We start from the raw sequence: 17,046 nt of genomic DNA on the forward strand, positions 1-17,046 counted from the left end.
CAGATCAAACCAACGCCCAGTTACCCAAGACATGGCACCAATCTCAAACGCGCACATATCATCTGCATCAACAGATTTGACTATCAAACAGCATGGCCGGACTTTCGTCCGGCCATCGGTACCACTTCGGTTTCCCTCGTGGCGGGCGGGCTTCCTAGCCGAGTTGCCTCGGCCGCGTCAACCGGTCCGTTTCACCGTCCGGAGCGCCGTAGGGCACCGCGTCGGTGGAGCGGCTTTTATGGGGGTGGCGGCCCCCTGTAAACCCCATCTTCATGCGTCATTTGCATGACGGTCATGAGGACCTATGCGCCGACAGACTCCTTGACCTCCACATCGAGTCCGTCATCGCCCACGCCCACCTCGAGCACGTCGCCGTTCTTCACGGCGCCCTCCAGCAGCATTCCCGCCAGGCGATCCTGGAGATTCCGCTGGATCACGCGCTTCAGCGGCCGCGCGCCATAGACCGGATCGTAGCCAGCCTCGGCCAGCCAGTCCCGGGCATCGGCATCGAGCTCCAGCGTGATCTTCCGCTCCTCCAGCAGCCCGCGGAGCCGCTGCAGCTGGATATCCACGATCTGGCCCATGTCCTCGCGCGCCAGCCGCCGGAACAGCACGACCTCGTCCAGACGGTTCAGGAATTCCGGCCGGAACCGCTCCCTGACAGCCCGCATGACCGCCGGCCGCGCCATCTCGACATCGGCGTCGTCCGGCAGCTCCGAGATGGCTTGGGAGCCGAGGTTGCTGGTCAGGACGATGATGCAGTTGCGGAAATCGACCGTCCGCCCCTGCCCGTCCGTCAGCCGCCCGTCGTCCAGCACCTGGAGGAGGATGTTGAACACGTCCTCATGCGCCTTCTCGACCTCGTCGAAGAGGATGACCTGGTAGGGCCGCCGGCGGACCGCCTCGGTCAGCGTGCCGCCCTCCTCGTAGCCGACATAGCCCGGAGGCGCGCCGATCAGCCGCGCCACCGCGTGCTTCTCCATGAACTCGCTCATGTCGATGCGAGTCATGGCGCGGTCGTCGTCAAATAGAAACGAAGCAACGGCCTTGACCAGCTCAGTCTTGCCGACGCCCGTGGGGCCGAGGAACAGAAACGAGCCGATCGGCCGGTTCGGGTCCTGCAGCCCGGCGCGGGCGCGCCTGACAGCCTTGGACACCGCCTCCAGCGCCTCCTCCTGGCCGACCACGCGGCGCCGCAGCTCCTCCTCCATCCGGAGCAGCTTGGCCCGCTCGCCCTCAAGCATCTTCTCCACGGGCACGCCGGTCCAACGGCTCACCACGGCGGCGATGCCCTCCTCCGTTACCGCCTCGTTGACGAGCTTCGCCCCGCCCTGCCCGGCCTCGGCGATCTGCTTCTCCAGCGCCGGGATGGTGCCGTAGCGCAGCTCCGCGGCCTTGTTCAGGTCGCCCCGCCGCTCGGCGAGGTCCTGCTCGGTCCGGGCCTGATCCAGCTGCTCCTTGAGCTTCTGGCTCTCGACCACCTGCCCCTTCTCGGCCTCCCAGGTGGCAGTCATGGCGGCGCTCTTCTCGCCCAGCTCGGCGAGTTCGGCCTCCAGCTTCACCAGCCGCTCCTTGGACGCCGGGTCCTCCTCGCGCTTCAGCGCCTCGCGCTCGATCTTGAGCTGCAGCACGCGCCGGTCGAGCTCGTCGAGCTCCTCCGGCTTGCTGTCGACCTCCATGCGCAGCCGGCTCGCGGCCTCGTCCACGAGGTCGATCGCCTTGTCCGGCAGGAAGCGGTCGGTGATGTAGCGGTTGCTCAGCGTCGCGGCGGCCACCAGCGCGCCGTCCGTGATCCGGACGCCGTGGTGCAGCTCGTACTTCTCGCGGATGCCGCGGAGGATGCTGACCGTGTCGGCCACACTCGGCTCGCCCACCATGACGGGCTGGAAGCGCCGCGCCAGGGCCGCATCCTTCTCGATGTGCTTCCTGTATTCGTCGAGCGTCGTCGCGCCGATGCAATGCAGCTCGCCGCGCGCCAGGGCCGGCTTCAGCAGGTTGGACGCATCCATCGCGCCATCGGCCTTGCCCGCGCCGATCAGTGTGTGCAGCTCGTCGATGAAGATGATGACCTGGCCCGCCGCGTCTTCCACTTCCTTGAGGACGCCCTTCAGCCGCTCCTCGAATTCACCGCGATACTTGGCGCCGGCCACCATCGCGCCGAGATCAAGCGCCATGACGCGCTTGTTCTTCAGCGCCTCGGGCACGTCGCCGCGTGCGATGCGCAGCGCCAGGCCCTCGACGATGGCGGTTTTGCCCACGCCGGGCTCGCCGATCAGGACAGGGTTGTTCTTGGTGCGCCGTGCCAGCACCTGGATGGCGCGCCGGATCTCCTCGTCGCGGCCGATCACGGGGTCGAGCTTGCCGGCCCGCGCCGCCTCGGTGAGGTCGCGCGCGTATTTCTTCAGCGCGTCGAAGCTCTCCTCGGCGGTGGGCGCGTCGACCTTGCGGCCCTTGCGGAGGCGGGTGATGGCCTCCTCCAGCGCGGGCGCCGTGATGCGGCCGGCCTTCAGCGCCTGCTGGGCCGGGCTCGCGGCCGTGGCGAGGCCGAGCAGCATGCGGTCCTGCGCCACATAGGCGTCGCCGGCCTTGGTCGCGGCCTGCTGCGCGGCGTCGAGCACGCGGACCAGCTCGGGCGTGAGCTGCGGCGCCTGGCCGGCATTGCCGCCCTGCACGGCGGGAATCTTCCGGATATCGGCCTCGACGGCGCCGCGCACGGCGTTCACGTCGCCGCCGGCGGCAGCAATCAGGCCGGAGGCCGCGCCCTGCTCGTCATCGAGCAGCGCCTTCAGCAGGTGCTCGGGCGTCAGCCGCTGGTGGTACTCGCGGATGGCGATGGTCTGCGCCGCCTGCAGGAAGCCGCGGGCGCGTTCGGTGAATTTTTCCAGGTCCATTGTGTCTCTTGTCCCCCTCGAGGCGACGGTTTGCGATGCGCCCCCAATCGGGCTGCGCATCCATGATCTCATTGTGGTAACGGGGGATGCCGTGATTCAAGACAGGACCAGGGAGAAGTCATGCGCATCGAGCACATCTATCGCTATCCGGTGAAAGGCCTCTCGGCCGAAGCGATGGAGGAGGTGACGCTCTCCCCCGGCGAATGCCTGCCGCATGACCGGCGCTTCGCCCTGGCCCAGGCGGACGCCCCCTTCGATCCGGCGGCGCCGGTCTGGATGCGCAAGACGCATTTCGCCTGCCTCGCGGCCAATGCAAGGCTGGTGAAGCTCCACACCGCCTACGACCCCAAGACCGGCCATCTGGTGATCCGCAAGCCCGAGGGCGATGCCCTGGTCGCCGATATCCGGACGGCGGAGGGCCGGGCCGAGGTCGAGGCGTACATGACGGAATTCATGGCCGAGGAGGCGCGCGGCCGCCTGCGGCTGGTGGACGCGCCCGGCTACAACTTCACCGACATCCCCCAGAAATCCGTCTCGATCATCTCGCTGGCGAGCCTCGCCGCGCTGGAGCGGGCGGCCGGGATGCGGCTGCACCCCCTGCGCTTCCGCGCCAATATCTATGTGTCGGGCGGGGTCGAATGGGGCGATTTCGACCTGATGGGCCGGGAGATCCAGCTCGGCCAGGCGCGGCTGAGGGTCTGGAAGCGCATCGTCCGCTGCCCGGCGACCGAGGTGAACCCGGACACGGCCGAGCGCGACGCGCGCCCGCCCCGTACCCTCTTCGAGAATTTCGGCCATGCCGACCTCGGCGTGCAGGCCGAGGTGCTGGAGGGCGGGCGCGTCTCGGTGGGCGACGCGCTGGAGCGGCTCGACCCGGCCTGACGCCGGGTCGGACCCTCAGATCTTCCGCGACGGATTCGGCCCGCGGCCGCGCCCCGGCGGATCGGTCGGGTCGTTGTCCGTCGGGCCCTGCGGAGCCTGGGGCGCCTGCGGACGCGAGCCGCCGCGGCCCTGGCCGGGCGGATCGTTGGGGTCGGAGTCGCTGATCCCGCTTCGCGGCCGGGTCTTGCCGCCGCTGCCGCCGCGGCCCTGACCCGGCGGGTCGTTCGGGTCGTTGTCCGTAGGGCCCTGGGGCGTCTGCGGGCGCGAGCCGCCGCGACCCCGCCCGGGCGGGTCGTTCGGATCGTTGTCGGTGACGCCGCCGCCACCGCCGCCGCCCCGGCCGCGCCCCTGGCCGGGCGGGTCGTTCGGGTCGTTGTCGGTGACACCGCCGCCGCCACCCCGGCCGCCGCGGCCCTGGCCGGGAGGGTCGTTCGGGTCGGAATCGCTGGTTCCGCCGCCACCACCACCGCTGCCCCCGCGGCCCTGGCCGGGCGGGTCATTGGGGTCGGAGTCGCTCTGGCCCGTGCCCGGACCCTGGCGACCGCCGCGGCCCCGGCCGGGCTCGTCGGTCGGGTCGGAATCGCTGGTTCCGCCACCACCCCCGCTGCCGCCGCGGCCCTGGCCGGGCGGATCGTTGGGGTCGGAGTCGCTGCGGCCGGTGCTGGGCGGAGGAGTCGGCGCCGGGGCCGGCTGGGGCCGCGACTTGGATCCCTGTGCGAAGGCGTCGCCCGAGGCGGCGGCCCCACCCAGAGCTGCCAGGTTCAGGACCAGCAGCCGGCGGCGAAGCCTCGGATCGAACGTCTTCATCTGTGTCTCCTCATCCGTGCGACGCTAGATCGTTTCGCGGATGATGACACCACCGCAAAAGCCGTCCAACGCATCTATTTCCGGCGTGGTCTCGGGCGTAACCCGTTCGGGCCGTACAAGTTCCGGCTAGCCGGACAAGATGGCGTCATCATGTCCGGCCAGGACCCCGGCCGCGCCGACCACCCGCACCCTCCCCTGCAGGCGGAGGCAGGCGCCGAGGATCAGGCCCCGTCCCAGGAGGGCTTCCGCGCAGGCCACGCCCCGGTCCAGCGCCTCCGCCACCAGCGCCGGCGGCAGCTCGCCGACCGCGACGGTGACCGGCAGGTCGCGGAGGTCGCTGTCGGGATCGAGGCTCTCCGCGGGGCGGCGGATCACCGATTCGTGCTCGGCATCCACGGCATTGGCGATGATGCTGGCCGCCGCATCGGCCTCCGGGGCCCGTTCCGCCAATACGGTCACGGCGTCGGCGATGCCGAGGGAAAAGCTCCGGCCCCGCCAGCCGGAGGTCGCGATGCCGCGCACCGGGTCGGCGGCCCGGATCACGGCGAGGCCGCTCGGTGCCGCCGCCTCCGGCCCCTCCATCAGCCCGACCCTCAGCGTGCTGGTTGGCGAGAGGTGGAGCGCGATGTCGCCGCCGTTGTTCACATGCGCGAGCGACAGGCCCGGGACGGTGGCGATGGCGAGCAGCACGTGCTCGGCGACGGCGCCGGCCACGGCCACCATGGGCGTCACGAACTGCGCCCGATGGGGCCAGGCGGCCTCGGCCATGCGGCGGGCGACGGGGTGGCGGAGGTCCGGCAGCCGGCCGAGCAGCGGCGCGCGCAGCAGCGGGAGCTCCACGGAGAGCGCGGCCAGGACCCCATGCAGGGCCCGCCAGGCGGCCTCGCGCGCCTCCAGGATGGCGGCGCGGGCGCCTTCCAGCCCGATGACGAGATCGATCGGCCCGTCCTGCAGGTGCAGCCTTCCGTCCGGCAGCATGGCCCGGCGCGGCGGCTCCCAATGCGGACCGCCGCTCATCCCGGCGCTCTCGGCCAGGGGTTTTGCCGCGGCCAGGCCTCGTTGGTCGCCCCCTGGCCGTACTGGGCGAGCAGGGCCTGGAGGCTCAGCGCCTGCTCCACATGGCCGCCGAGGGCGGCGTAGAGCTCGGCGCGCAGGGTGAATTCGAGGGGCGCGACCAGGGCCGGGGTCGGCACGTGGCCGAAGGCCTTGTCCGGGATGGCCAGGACATCCGCCATGATGGTGATTCCTCCGCCCGGATAGAGATAGCAGGGCGCGCCCCCCATGGTCACGCGCACGTCGCCGCGCTGGACGCTCCGGGTCAGGAGGATGGGGTTTTCCGTGACGCCCGCGCGCAGCGAGCCGCCGGCACCGGCCATGAAGAGGATGGAGGTCAGCGCCGGCTCGCAGTTCTCGCCGATGCGGGCGACGGTGCCGGCGACCGGCTTCGGCATCCGGGCCGGAACCGGCTTCAGCGCCTCGTCCAGCTCCACATAAAGGGAGTCCTCGCCGGTCGTGCTGGTCAGCAGCAGCCGCAGGCCGGGCCAGGCCAGCTTGGGATCGATGCTCTCGATGAGGGTCAGCGGGTCCGAGATGTCCGTGCCGCCCCATCCCGTCCCCGGATGCGCCACCTGGAAATACCGGCCTGGCGTGGAGCGCCGTCCCCGCACGCGGACGCCGGAGGGCCGCATGTCCAGGCATTTTCCCGCCTGGTGCTCGGTCAGCACGCCGGTGATGTGGTCGTCCACCACGATCACCTCGTCGACATGGCCCTGCCATTGCTGGGCGAAGATGCCGATGGTCGCCGAGCCGCAGCCGACCCGCATCCGGCTTTCCGGCACGCCGTTCACGATGGGCGCGGCGCCGGCCTGGAGGGTCAGGCGCGAGCCGCCCTCGATCTCGACCTCGATCGCCTCCTTGCGGCAGAGCGCCAGCATGGCCGCGCAGGTCACGTTGCCCTCGCGCTTCGAGCCGCCCGTCAGATGCCGGACGCCGCCAATGCTGAGCATCTGCGAGCCGTATTCCGCCGTGGTGACATGGCCGATCTGCTCGCCCTCATGCATCACGCGGGCGGCTTCCGGGCCGAGATGGCGGTCGGTGTCGATCTTCGCCTTGAGCCCGCAATAGCTGAAGATGCCCTCGGTCACGACCGTCACCGTGTCCACGCCGGCGTGCCGCGAGCTGACGATGAAGGGCGCGGGCTTGTAGTCGGGATAGGTGGTGCCGGCGCCGATCGCCGTGACGAAGACGTTTTCCGCCGGCGGGGCGATGCCGCCGTCCCAATCCTCGGAAGCATCGAGGAAGGGGATGACCGGATCGCCCGCCTCCACCGCCTGCCGCAGCAGGACCAGCGGATCGGTCCGGATCAGCGTGCCGTTGTCGTTGGCGTAGCGGTGGCAGGCGCCGGCGCGCCCGGGCCGGATGCGGCAGAGCACCGGGCAGGCGTCGCAGCGGACGATGCCGTCCGCCTCGGCGGCGCCGAAGATGGAGGTGCGGTCTACCATTTGGCCCTTCTGCGCCTCCGCTTCAGACCTTTGCGGGTTTCGCCGCTGCGGTCATGGGAGACAGGGAGTGTAACGCTTCGAGCACACGGTGGGGCAAGGCGGGAATCCGGTGGATCTCGGCCCCGGTGGCGTCGCGAATGGCGGAAAGAATGGCAGGCGCGGTCGCGACGAGGGCCGGTTCGCCCACGCCCTTGGCACCATACGGGCCGAGCGGCTCGCGCTCCTCGATGAGGATGCAGTCGATGGGGGGCACGTCGCCGAAGCTCGGGATCAGGTAGTCGTGGAGGTTCTCGGTGCGGCCGGGGATGTACTCCTCCATCAGCGCCAGCCCGATGCCCTGGGCGATGCCGCCATGGATCTGGCCCTCGACCAGAGTGGGGTTGATGGCGCGGCCCACGTCATGCGCGGCGACGAAGCGCTCCAGCTTCACCGTGCCGAGCTTCACGTCCACGGCGAGCGCGCAGAGCTGCGCGGCGAAGCCATAGGTGGCGTAGGGGACGCCCTGGCCGTCCGCATCCAGCGGCACGGTGGGCGGGTCGAAACGGCCATGGCCCTCCATGGGCTCCGCGGGCCGGAAGGGCGCGCCGTCCAGCGTCAGCGCGCCATCCCAGCCGAGCTGGCCGTTGCTGCCGCGCAGGATCTTCTCGCGCAGGTCGGCCGCCGCCTCCTGCGCCGCGCGGCCGCTGACGAAGGTCTGGCGGGAGGCGCTGGTCTTGCCGGCATCCAGCGTCGTCGCGGTGTCGCCGTTCACATGGCCGAGGGCGGCGACCGGCAGGCCCAGCGTCTCGGCGGCGATCTGCATGAGCACCGTGCTGCTGCCCTGGCCGATGTCCACCGCGCCGTTGAAGAAGGTGATCCGCCCGTCCGTGCCGAGCACGATCCGCATCTCCGACGGGTTGGACATGCCGGTATTGCCGATGCCGTACCACATGCCCGCCACGCCCACGCCATGGCGCAGCACGCCACTGGCCGCGTTGCGTTCCGCGGCCTGCCTGCGCAGCGCGGCCCAGGCCGGCCGCAACGCCTCGAAGCACAGGCGCTGGCCGGCGGAATGTTCCAGGAGCTGGCCTGTCGCCGTGGTGTCGCCGGCGACCAGCGCGTTGCGGACCCGGAACTCCAGCCGATCCACGCCGCTGGCATCGGACAGCCGATCCCACAGCATCTCCTGCGCGATCGCCGCCTGCGGCACGCCGAAGCCGCGGAAGGCGCCCGCGGGCGGCTGGTGCGTGTGCACCGCCCGCGCCCGCGCGCGGACATGCGGCACGCGGTAGGGGCCGGTCGCGTGCACCGGCACCCGGCCGGCGACGGTCGGGCCCCAGCTCGCATAGGCGCCGGTGTCGTAGATCCCCTCGAAATCCAGCGCGACGAGCCGGCCTTCCGCGTCGCAGCCGGCACGGGCCGTGATGCGGGCGGGGTGGCGCTTGGTGCTGGCGGCCATGCTCTCGGTCCGTGACCAGATGGCGCGGACAGGATGGTCCATCACCCAGGCCGCGACGGCGAGCATCGGCTGGATGCCGGCGTCCAGCTTGCCGCCGAAGCCGCCGCCGCAGGCCGAGGGGATGATGCGCACGTCGTCCATGGAGAGGCCGAGCACGCCGGCCACCTCCTCGCGGTCCATGCCTGGGGCCTGGGTGCTGGACCACACCTCGATGCGGCCACCGACACGGCGCGCGAAGCCGGCCTCCGGCTCGATATAGGCGTGCTCGACGAAGCCGGTTCGCCACTCGCCCTCGGCGACATGCGCGCAGCCCTTCAGCGCGGCCCCGGCATCGCCGCGGCGCACGAAGCCGGTGGTGAGCACGTTGTCCGGGAATTGCGTGTGCAGCGCCTCGGCTTCCAGCGCCGCAAGCGGATCGGTGAGCGGCGCCAGGATATCCCAGGCGATGGGCAAGGCCTCGAACCGCAGCGCTTCCACTGCCTCGCGCGTGCCGACCACGGCGCAGACCGGGTCGCCGCGGTAGAGCACGCGCCCCTCCGCGAAGACCGGCTGGTCCTTGATATGCGGATAGATGCCGTAGCCGTTGCGGCCCGGAACATCCTTCGCCGTCAGCACCGCGCGCAGCCCGGGATGCGCGGCGAGGAAGGTCTCCAGATCGCCCAGCACGAACCGCGCATGCGCGTGCGGGCTGCGGATCGCGCGCATCCACAGCGCATCGGCCGGCGCGAGGTCGGCGCCGTAGCGCTCGCTCCCGTCCAGCTTCGGCGCGCCGTCCACGCGCGGCAGCCGGGCGCCGACGCCGCCGGTTTCCGCCGCGGCATCGACGCCGCGGATCGCGTCGATGATCCGCCGGTAGCCCGTGCAGCGGCAGAGGACGCCGCCCAGCGCCTCCTCCACCTCCGCCTCGGAGGGCGAGGGGTTCCGGCGCAGCTGCTCCGTCCCGGCCATCAGCATGCCGGGGGTGCAGATGCCGCATTGCGCCGCGCCATGCGCGTGAAAGCGCGCCATCAGCGCGCGGCCCTCGTCGGTCTGGGCCAGCCCCTCGACGGTCTCGACGGCGGCGCCCTCGCACTGCCCGAGCGGGACCAGGCAGGCGCAGGCCTGCGCGCCGTCCACCAGCACCGTGCAGGCGCCGCAATCCCCGGCGTCGCAGCCGATCTTGGTGCCCGTCAGCCCGAGCGAATCCCGCAGCGCATCGGCCAGCCGGACCTGGCCCGGCAGGTCGAGCTGCCGCGCCACACCGTTCACGGAGAGCGACGTCATGCGGCGAGCCGTTCCCGCGCGCGAGCCACCAGCTCAGCTGCGGCGAGGTGCCGGTAGCCGGCCGTCGCGCGCACGTCGTCGATCGGCGAGAGCCCGCGCCCGTCCAGCAGCCGCGCGACCTCGGAGCAGGAGCCCACCGCCACGCGCCCCGCCGCATTCGCCGCGACCATCACGATGGAGATCACCAGATGCGCCCGCGATCCCAGCTTGAGGAAGATTGAGGGCGATTGCGCCATCGCCTCGGGCACATGGATCGCGACCAGCAGCTCGTCCCTCGCGCGGGCCGTGCGCCGGTTGCCGAGGATGAACTCGCCCAGGCCCAGCCGCCGTGTTCCACGGAGGCTCGCCAGCTCCACCCCGGCGTCCAGCATGAGCAGCGGCGGCACCCCGTCCGCCGCCGGCGAGGCGTTGCAGAGATTTCCACCTATGGTTGCACGCGCCTGCACCTGCCGCCCGCCGACCTGCCGCGCCGCCTCGCGCATCGCGTCGAAGCCCGGGGGCAGATCGGCGTCGCGCAGGGCCGCCCAGCTCGTCGCCGCGCCGATCCGCCAGCCGTCCCCCTCGCGCGAGATCCCGCGCAATCCCTCGATCGCCGTGATGTCCAGGACGTCGGCCTCGCGCGGCGCGCCCCAGGCCGCCGCATGCGCCCGCGCGGGAAAGATGTCGGTCCCGCCGGCGATCACCTGGCAATCACTCCCTGCCAGCACTTCCAGCGCCGCGCGCAGCTCGCGCGGCCGAACATAAGCGCCCAAGCCGGAGGACTCCCCAAAGGAGGTGTCATTTTGATGCCCCTTGGCGTGCCGCTCAATGGGAAACTAGGCTGCGCCAAATGGCGCCGCCTCTCGCCTCTTTGTTGAGATCGATCCGAAGGGAGCCCGCGATGACAAGGGTGCTGGTGAAGGGCCCGGGACTGGTCTTCCCGGGCGAGATCGCTGCGGATGCTCCCATCGGCCGCGCCGGCACGGCTGCCGGCGAAGCCCTCCTGGCCAGGATCGATGGCGAGGTCCGCATGGGCCGCTGCCGCAACACCCCTTCCGCCGCCCGCATCCCTGAGGTCACCGCATGATCATCCGCAAGCTGCTCGTCACCGTCGAGGACACGCTGCTCGAAATGGGCCGCCCGGTGACGCCGTCCATCCGCCGCGCCGTCGCGATGGCGGTGATCGAGAACCCCTTCGCCGGCCGCTACTTCGACGACCTGAGCGAGCTGGTCGAGACCGGCGAGAAGCTCGGCGCGCTGCTGGCCGAGCGTGCCATCGCGGTGCTCGGCGTCCCGGGACCGGAGCTGCACAGCTTCGGCAAGGCCGCCATCGTCGGCGAGGCCGGCGAGCTGGAGCACGCCGCCGCCATCCTGCATCCCAAGTTCGGTGCCCCCATCCGGGCCGCGCTGGGCAAGGGGCCGGCGCTCATCCCCTCGGCGAAGAAGCGCGGCGGGCCGGGCAGCACCATCGACATCCCGCTCGGCCACAAGGACGCCGCCTTCGTCCGCAGCCATTACGACGCGATCGAGGCCCGGGTGACCGACGCGCCCATGCGGAACGAGATCCTGGTCTGCCTGGCGCTGACCACCGGCGGCCGTCCCCTGCCCCGCGTGGGAGGCCTGACGGTGGGCGAGATCGCCGGCCAGGACGGGCTGCGCTAGGCGCCGCGAGGGCGATTCACCGGCTGGGCTATCCGCCTCGGCGGATCGCGCTCGATGCGCCGAGATGTCCGGTTCAATTCGATCCGGACAGGCCGTGAGCGAAAGCTTGCAAGCCTCTTCCCGCCTCGCCATACAGGTGGGCAAGGCCGGATCAGAACCGGTCGAGGGAACTTCCAAGGGGGACCGGACCGAAGTGAGCGATACGATCCTGGAGACGCAGGGGCTGACCAAGGAGTTCTTGGGCTTCCTCGCCGTGCAGAACGTGAACCTCTCCATCCGTCGCGGCAGCATCCACGGGTTGATCGGCCCCAACGGCGCCGGCAAGACGACCTGCTTCAACCTGCTCACGAAATTCCTGCAGCCGACGCGCGGCAGGATCACCTATGACGGCCGCGACATCACCAACATGAAGCCGGCCGAGGTCGCCCGGCTGGGCCTGGTCCGCTCCTTCCAGATCTCCGCCGTCTTCCCGCATCTGTCCGTCCTCGAGAACGTCCGCCTGGCGCTGCAGCGCGCCCGGGGCGCGAGCTTCGACTTCTGGCGCTCGGATTCGGCGCTGAAGCAGTACGACGCCCGCGCCCGCGAGCTGCTGGAGGATGTGGGCCTCAGCGAATATGCCGGGCTGCAGGCCGGCCAGCTCCCCTACGGCCGCAAGCGCGCGCTGGAGATCGCCACCACCCTGGCGCTCGAGCCGGTGATGATGCTGCTCGACGAGCCCACTGCCGGCATGACCCATGACGACGTGGACCGCATCGTCACCCTCATCAAGCGCGTCTCGGCCGGCCGGACGGTGCTGCTGGTGGAGCACAACCTCAAGGTGGTCGAGGGCCTCTGCGACCGCATCACCGTGCTGGCCCGCGGCGAGGTGCTGGCCGAGGGCGACTACTCGGCCGTCAGCCGCAACCCGGACGTGCAGGCCGCCTATCTCGGCACCGATCCCGCCAGCGTCGGCGTGCCGGAGAGCGCGCTGAATGTCTGACCCCATGCTGAAGATCAAGGGTCTGGAGGCCTGGTACGGCGAGAGCCACGTCCTGCATGGCGTGGACATCGAGATCGCCGAGGGCGAGGTCGTGACCCTGCTGGGCCGCAACGGCGCGGGGAAGACCTCCACGCTGCGCGCCATCATGGGCCTCGTCGGCCGCCGCGCGGGCTCGATCAAATTCGAGGGGACGGAGCTGATCGGGCTGCGATCCGACCTCATCGCCCGCACCGGCATCGGCTACTGCCCGGAGGAGCGCGGCATCTTCGCCTCGCTGGACGTGACGGAAAACCTGATGCTGCCGCCGACGCTCCGGCCCGGCGGGCTCGAGGTGTCCGAGATCTACACGCTCTTCCCCAACCTCAAGGAGCGCGCGCGCAGCCCGGGCACCAAGCTCTCGGGCGGCGAGCAGCAGATGCTGGCGATCGGCCGCATCCTGCGCACCGGCGCGAAGCTGCTGCTGCTGGACGAGCCCTCCGAGGGCCTCGCCCCGGTCATCGTGCAGCAGATCGGCCGCACCATCCGCGAGCTGAAGACCCGCGGCTTCACCGTCCTGCTCGTCGAGCAGAATTTCCGCTTCGCCCAGACCGTGGCGGATCGGCACTACGTGATGGAGCACGGCCGCGTGATGGACATGGTGCCGAACGCCGAGCTGACCTCCTCGCTGGACCGCCTGAACGAATACCTCAGCGTCTGAACACCGACGCCGCAACGGAGCATACGAGCTGATGTCCATCCAACGCCGTACCCTTCTCTCCGCCGCCGCCGCGGCCCCCCTCGCGGGCGGGCTGTCGCGCAAGGCGCGCGCGCAGGCGAACACCATCAAGATCGGCGTGCTCACCGACATGTCCGGCCTCTACCGCGACCTCGCCGGCCCCGGCTCGCTGAAGGCCGTGCAGCAGGCGGTGCAGGAGAGCGGGATCGCCCAGCGCGGCGTGACCGTCGAGATCGTCTCCGCCGACCACCAGAACCGGCCCGACGTCGGCTCCACCGTCGCGCGGCAGTGGTTCGACCGCGACGGCGTCGACGCGATCATCGACGTGCCGACGAGCTCGGTGGCGCTGGCGGTCAACACCATCGTGCGCGAGAAGAACAAGGTCTTCCTGAATTCCGGCGCCGCGGCCTCGGACCTCACGGGCAGCGCCTGCTCGCCCAACACCATCCACTGGACCTACGACACCTGGATGCTCTCGAACTCCACCGGCGGCGCCATGGTGCGCGCGGGCGGGCAGAGCTGGTTCTTCATCACCGCCGACTACGCCTTCGGCCACGCGCTGGAGCGCGACGCCGCGGAATTCGTGCGCGGCGCCGGCGGCCGGGTCCTGGGCCAGGTGCGGACGCCCTTCCCGGGCACGACCGACTTCTCCTCCTTCCTGCTGCAGGCCCAGGCGAGCCGGGCGCAGGTCGTGGGCCTCGCCAATGCGGGCGGCGACACGATCAACTCCATCAAGCAGGCGGCCGAGTTCGGGCTGACGCGCGGCGGCCGCGTGAAGCTGGCGGGGCTGCTGGTCTTCATCACCGACGTGCATTCGCTCGGGCTGCAGACGGCGCAGGGGCTGGTCCTCACCGAGACCTTCTACTGGGACCTCAACGACAAGACACGCGGCTTCTCCACCCGCCTGGCGCTGCCGGGCGGCGCTAAGCCCTCGATGGTGCAGGCCGGCTGCTACTCGGCCGTGCTGCACTACCTCAAGGCGGTGGGCGACATGGGCGTGGCCGCGGCCAAGGCCAGCGGCGCCGAGACGGTCGCGAAGATGAAGGCGATGCCGACCGACGACGACGCCTTCGGCCCCGGCAGCGTCCGCGCCGACGGCCGCAAGATCCATCCCTCCTACCTCTTCGAGGTGAAGCAGCCCTCCGAGAGCCGCGGCGCCTGGGACTACTACAAGCTGCTCAGCACCACCCCGGCCGACCAGGCCTTCCGCCCGATCGCCCAGGGAGGCTGCGCGCTGGTTCGCTAGACTTGACCGGTCCGCCCCCGGCGGGCCGTTCTGCAGACGACTACAAACCGGGGCGAGGCGGCATAGACCGCCCGCCCCATCCTCACAGGGAGACTGGACCAATGAGCAGGATCGAACGCCGCGCCCTCCTGGGCGCAACCGCCGGCGCCGCCGCCCTCGGCGCGCTGCCGGCCCGCCGCGCGCGGGCGCAGGCCGCCAACACCGTCAAGATCGGCGTGCTGAACGACCAGTCCGGCATCTACCGGGACGTGAACGGCCCGGGCTCGGTCTCCTGCGTGCGGCAGGCCATCGCCGATTTCGGCGCCGCCGCGAAGAACATCAACGTCGAGGTCGTGGTGGCCGACCACCAGAACCGGCCCGACGTCGGCTCCAACGTCGCGCGGCAATGGTTCGACCGCGACGGCGTGGACCTGCTGATCGATGTGCCGACCTCCTCCGTGGCGCTCGCGGTGAACCAGGTCGCGAAGGAGAAGAACAAGGTCTACATCAACTCCTCGGGCGCGACCTCGGACCTCACGGGCTCGCAGTGCACGCCCAACACCATCCACTGGACCTACGACACCTACATGCTCGCCAAGTCGACCGGCGGCGCCATGGTGCGCGCGGGCGGCGACAGCTGGTACTTCATCACGGCCGACTACGCCTTCGGCCATGCGCTGGAGCGCGACACCACGAACTTCGTCCGCGCCGCGGGCGGGCGCGTGGTGGGCGGCGTGCGCGCGCCCTTCCCCTGCACCGACTTCAGCTCCTTCCTCGTGCAGGCGCAGGCCAGCCGCGCCAAGGTCGTGGGCCTCGCCAACGCGGGCGGCGACACCATCAACGCGATCAAGCAGGCGGCCGAGTTCGGGCTGACGCGCCGCGGCACCAAGCTCGCCGCGCTGCTCATGTTCATCTCCGACGTGCACAGCCTCGGCCTCGAGACCGCGCAGGGCCTGGTCTGCACCGAGAGCTTCTACTGGGACCTCAACGACCGGACGCGCGCCTTCACGCGCCGGGTCGTGCCGTCCATGCCCGGGCAGCTCCGCCCCGGCATGGCCCAGGCCGGCTGCTACAGCGCGGTCATGCACTACCTCAAGGCCGTCGCCGACATGGGCGTGGCGCAGGCCAAGGCGAGCGGCATCGAGACGGTGAACCGCATGAAGGCCATGCCGACCGACGACGACGCCATGGGCCAGGGCTCCATCCGCCAGGACGGCCGCCGCATCCAGCCCGTCTACCTGCTCGAGGTGAAGTCGCCGGCCGAGAGCCGGGGCCCCTGGGACTACTACAAGGTGCTGCAGACCACCTCGGCCGAGGAGGCCTACCGCCCGCTCGCCGAGGGCGGCTGCTCCTTCGTCCGCACCTGATCCTGCCGGCGGAAGCGGCCGGAAGAGCCGCGCCGCCTCCCTTCAACCCCTCCGAGGACCCGATCCATGAGCCCGCCCCGCAGACATCTGCTCGCCGCCTTCGGCGGGCTTGCTGCGATGCCGGCCGCGCGGCTGCGGGCCCAGAATTCCCCGGGGGGCGGCACCCTCCGCATCGGCGTGCTGACCGACATGTCGGGCCCCTACCGCGACCCGACCGGTATGGGGAGCGTGGTCTGCACGCAGCAGGCCGTGGCGGATTTCGCGGGGCCGCTCGGCCTCTCCGTCGAGGTGATCCAGGCCGACCACCAGAACCGGCCGGACACCGGCTCGGCCATCGCGCGGCAATGGTACGACCAGGGCGTGGACGCGATCGTGGACGTGCCGACCACCTCGGTCGCGCTCGCCGTCAGCGGTATCGCGCGGCAGAAGAACAAGGTCTTCCTGAACTCCGGTGCCGCTTCCACGGAGCTCACCGGCGCCGCCTGCTCGCCCAACACGGCGCACTGGGCCTACGACACCTACATGCTCGCCAAGGGCACCGGCGCGGCCGTGACGCGGACGGGCGGCGGGAGCTGGTTCTTCGTCACGGCCGACTACGCCTTCGGCACGGTGCTGCAGCGCGACGTCACGCAATTCGTCGAGGCCGAGGGCGGCCGCGTCCTCGGCTCGGTGCGCTACCCCTTTCCGGCGACGACCGACTTCTCCTCCTTCCTGCTGCAGGCGCAGGCCTCGCGCGCCAAGGTGCTGGGCCTCGCCAATGCGGGCACCGATACCGCCAACTGCATCATCCAGGCCCGGGAGTTCGGCGTCAGCCGGAGCATGCGCCTCGTCGGCCTGCTGATGAGCCTCAGCGAGGTGCATGCGCTCGGCCTGCGCGCCGCGCAGGAGCTGCTGCTGACGGAAAGCTTCTACTGGGACCTGAACGATCGCACCCGCGCCTTCGCCGCGCGCGTGCAGCCACGCATGCCGCACCGGACCATGCCGGGGGCGGTGCATGCGGGCTGCTACAGCGCCGTCGCGCACTACCTGAAGGCGGCTGCCGCGCTCGGCCCCGCCAACGCCGAGCTGGACGGCGCCGCCGTCATCGCCCGCATGAAGGACATGCCGACCGACGACGACGCCTTCGGTCCCGGCCGGCTGCGCGAGGACGGCCGCAAGCTGCACCCCGCCTATCTCTTCCAGGTGAAGTCGCCCGAGGAATCGCGCGGGCCCTGGGACTACTACAACACCGTCGCCACCACCGCGGCCGAGGATGCCTTCCGGCCGATGCAAGAGGGCGGTTGCCCGCTCGTCAGAGGCCCCGCTCTTTAAAGGCCCGCTCTCTAAAGGATAGACCG

14 protein-coding genes are annotated in these 17,046 nt (G+C 71.1%); 8 read left to right on the forward strand and 6 right to left on the reverse strand.

Features of this window, described 5'->3' with window-relative positions; translation table 11 throughout:
• Nucleotides 1-302: 302 nt before the first annotated feature.
• The gene (clpB, locus tag AC1ROY_RS14070; RefSeq protein ID WP_493149469.1) at nucleotides 303-2,891 is read right to left on the reverse strand and encodes an ATP-dependent chaperone ClpB; all 2,589 of its coding nucleotides are present in this window, start codon (nucleotides 2,889-2,891) and stop codon (nucleotides 303-305) included.
• Between the two features lie 120 nt (nucleotides 2,892-3,011).
• Here clpB and AC1ROY_RS14075 point away from each other — a divergent pair, with 120 nt between their 5' ends.
• A complete protein-coding gene (locus tag AC1ROY_RS14075; protein WP_493149470.1) occupies nucleotides 3,012-3,773 on the forward strand; it encodes an MOSC domain-containing protein in 762 nt (253 codons plus the stop codon).
• A gap of 15 nt (nucleotides 3,774-3,788) precedes the next feature.
• On the opposite strand, the gene AC1ROY_RS14080 is transcribed toward AC1ROY_RS14075, so the two are convergent.
• The 5 genes from AC1ROY_RS14080 to AC1ROY_RS14100 all read right to left on the reverse strand — a co-directional run bounded on the left by AC1ROY_RS14080 (nucleotide 3,789) and on the right by AC1ROY_RS14100 (nucleotide 10,534).
• Nucleotides 3,789-4,580 (reverse strand): hypothetical protein, encoded by a 792-nt coding sequence (locus tag AC1ROY_RS14080; RefSeq protein ID WP_493149471.1) that lies wholly within the window; start codon nucleotides 4,578-4,580, stop codon nucleotides 3,789-3,791.
• 126 nt (nucleotides 4,581-4,706) lie between these two features.
• Nucleotides 4,707-5,597 carry a UPF0280 family protein gene (locus AC1ROY_RS14085; protein ID WP_493149472.1) on the reverse strand — a complete coding sequence of 297 codons (891 nt, stop codon included), beginning with the start codon at nucleotides 5,595-5,597 and terminating at the stop codon, nucleotides 4,707-4,709.
• Nucleotides 5,594-7,081, reverse strand: coding sequence for a 6-hydroxynicotinate reductase (locus AC1ROY_RS14090; RefSeq protein ID WP_493149473.1), 1,488 nt, complete (start codon nucleotides 7,079-7,081; stop codon nucleotides 5,594-5,596). The genes AC1ROY_RS14085 and AC1ROY_RS14090 overlap by 4 nt, the downstream gene beginning before the upstream one ends.
• A gap of 22 nt (nucleotides 7,082-7,103) precedes the next feature.
• Nucleotides 7,104-9,782: a molybdopterin-dependent oxidoreductase gene (locus AC1ROY_RS14095; RefSeq protein ID WP_493149474.1), complete on the reverse strand. Its 2,679-nt coding sequence runs from the start codon at nucleotides 9,780-9,782 to the stop codon at nucleotides 7,104-7,106.
• Entirely contained in the window at nucleotides 9,779-10,534 is a 756-nt protein-coding gene (locus tag AC1ROY_RS14100; protein WP_493149475.1) for an FAD binding domain-containing protein, read from the reverse strand. The genes AC1ROY_RS14095 and AC1ROY_RS14100 overlap by 4 nt, the downstream gene beginning before the upstream one ends.
• A 128-nt stretch (nucleotides 10,535-10,662) precedes the next feature.
• Between AC1ROY_RS14100 and AC1ROY_RS14105 the strand changes: the two genes are divergently transcribed.
• The 7 genes from AC1ROY_RS14105 (at nucleotide 10,663) to AC1ROY_RS14135 (ending at nucleotide 17,020) form a co-directional block, all read left to right on the forward strand.
• Nucleotides 10,663-10,848 (forward strand): hypothetical protein, encoded by a 186-nt coding sequence (locus AC1ROY_RS14105; protein WP_493149476.1) that lies wholly within the window; start codon nucleotides 10,663-10,665, stop codon nucleotides 10,846-10,848.
• Nucleotides 10,845-11,423 (forward strand): amino acid synthesis family protein, encoded by a 579-nt coding sequence (locus AC1ROY_RS14110; protein ID WP_493149477.1) that lies wholly within the window; start codon nucleotides 10,845-10,847, stop codon nucleotides 11,421-11,423. Before AC1ROY_RS14105 ends, AC1ROY_RS14110 begins: the two co-directional genes overlap by 4 nt.
• Nucleotides 11,424-11,616: 193 nt before the next feature.
• Nucleotides 11,617-12,402: an ABC transporter ATP-binding protein gene (locus tag AC1ROY_RS14115; protein WP_493149478.1), complete on the forward strand. Its 786-nt coding sequence runs from the start codon at nucleotides 11,617-11,619 to the stop codon at nucleotides 12,400-12,402.
• Complete coding sequence (locus AC1ROY_RS14120; RefSeq protein WP_493149479.1) at nucleotides 12,395-13,099, forward strand: ABC transporter ATP-binding protein; 705 nt, start codon at nucleotides 12,395-12,397, stop codon at nucleotides 13,097-13,099. The genes AC1ROY_RS14115 and AC1ROY_RS14120 overlap by 8 nt, the downstream gene beginning before the upstream one ends.
• Before the next feature lie 31 nt (nucleotides 13,100-13,130).
• Nucleotides 13,131-14,363 carry an ABC transporter substrate-binding protein gene (locus tag AC1ROY_RS14125; protein WP_493149480.1) on the forward strand — a complete coding sequence of 411 codons (1,233 nt, stop codon included), beginning with the start codon at nucleotides 13,131-13,133 and terminating at the stop codon, nucleotides 14,361-14,363.
• A 101-nt stretch (nucleotides 14,364-14,464) separates the two neighbouring features.
• Entirely contained in the window at nucleotides 14,465-15,709 is a 1,245-nt protein-coding gene (locus AC1ROY_RS14130) for an ABC transporter substrate-binding protein (protein ID WP_493149481.1), read from the forward strand.
• 66 nt (nucleotides 15,710-15,775) lie between these two features.
• Nucleotides 15,776-17,020, forward strand: coding sequence for an ABC transporter substrate-binding protein (locus tag AC1ROY_RS14135; RefSeq protein WP_493149482.1), 1,245 nt, complete (start codon nucleotides 15,776-15,778; stop codon nucleotides 17,018-17,020).
• Nucleotides 17,021-17,046: the final 26 nt, after the last annotated feature.

The organism is Roseococcus sp. GW821-FHT12F05, from assembly GCF_058806835.1.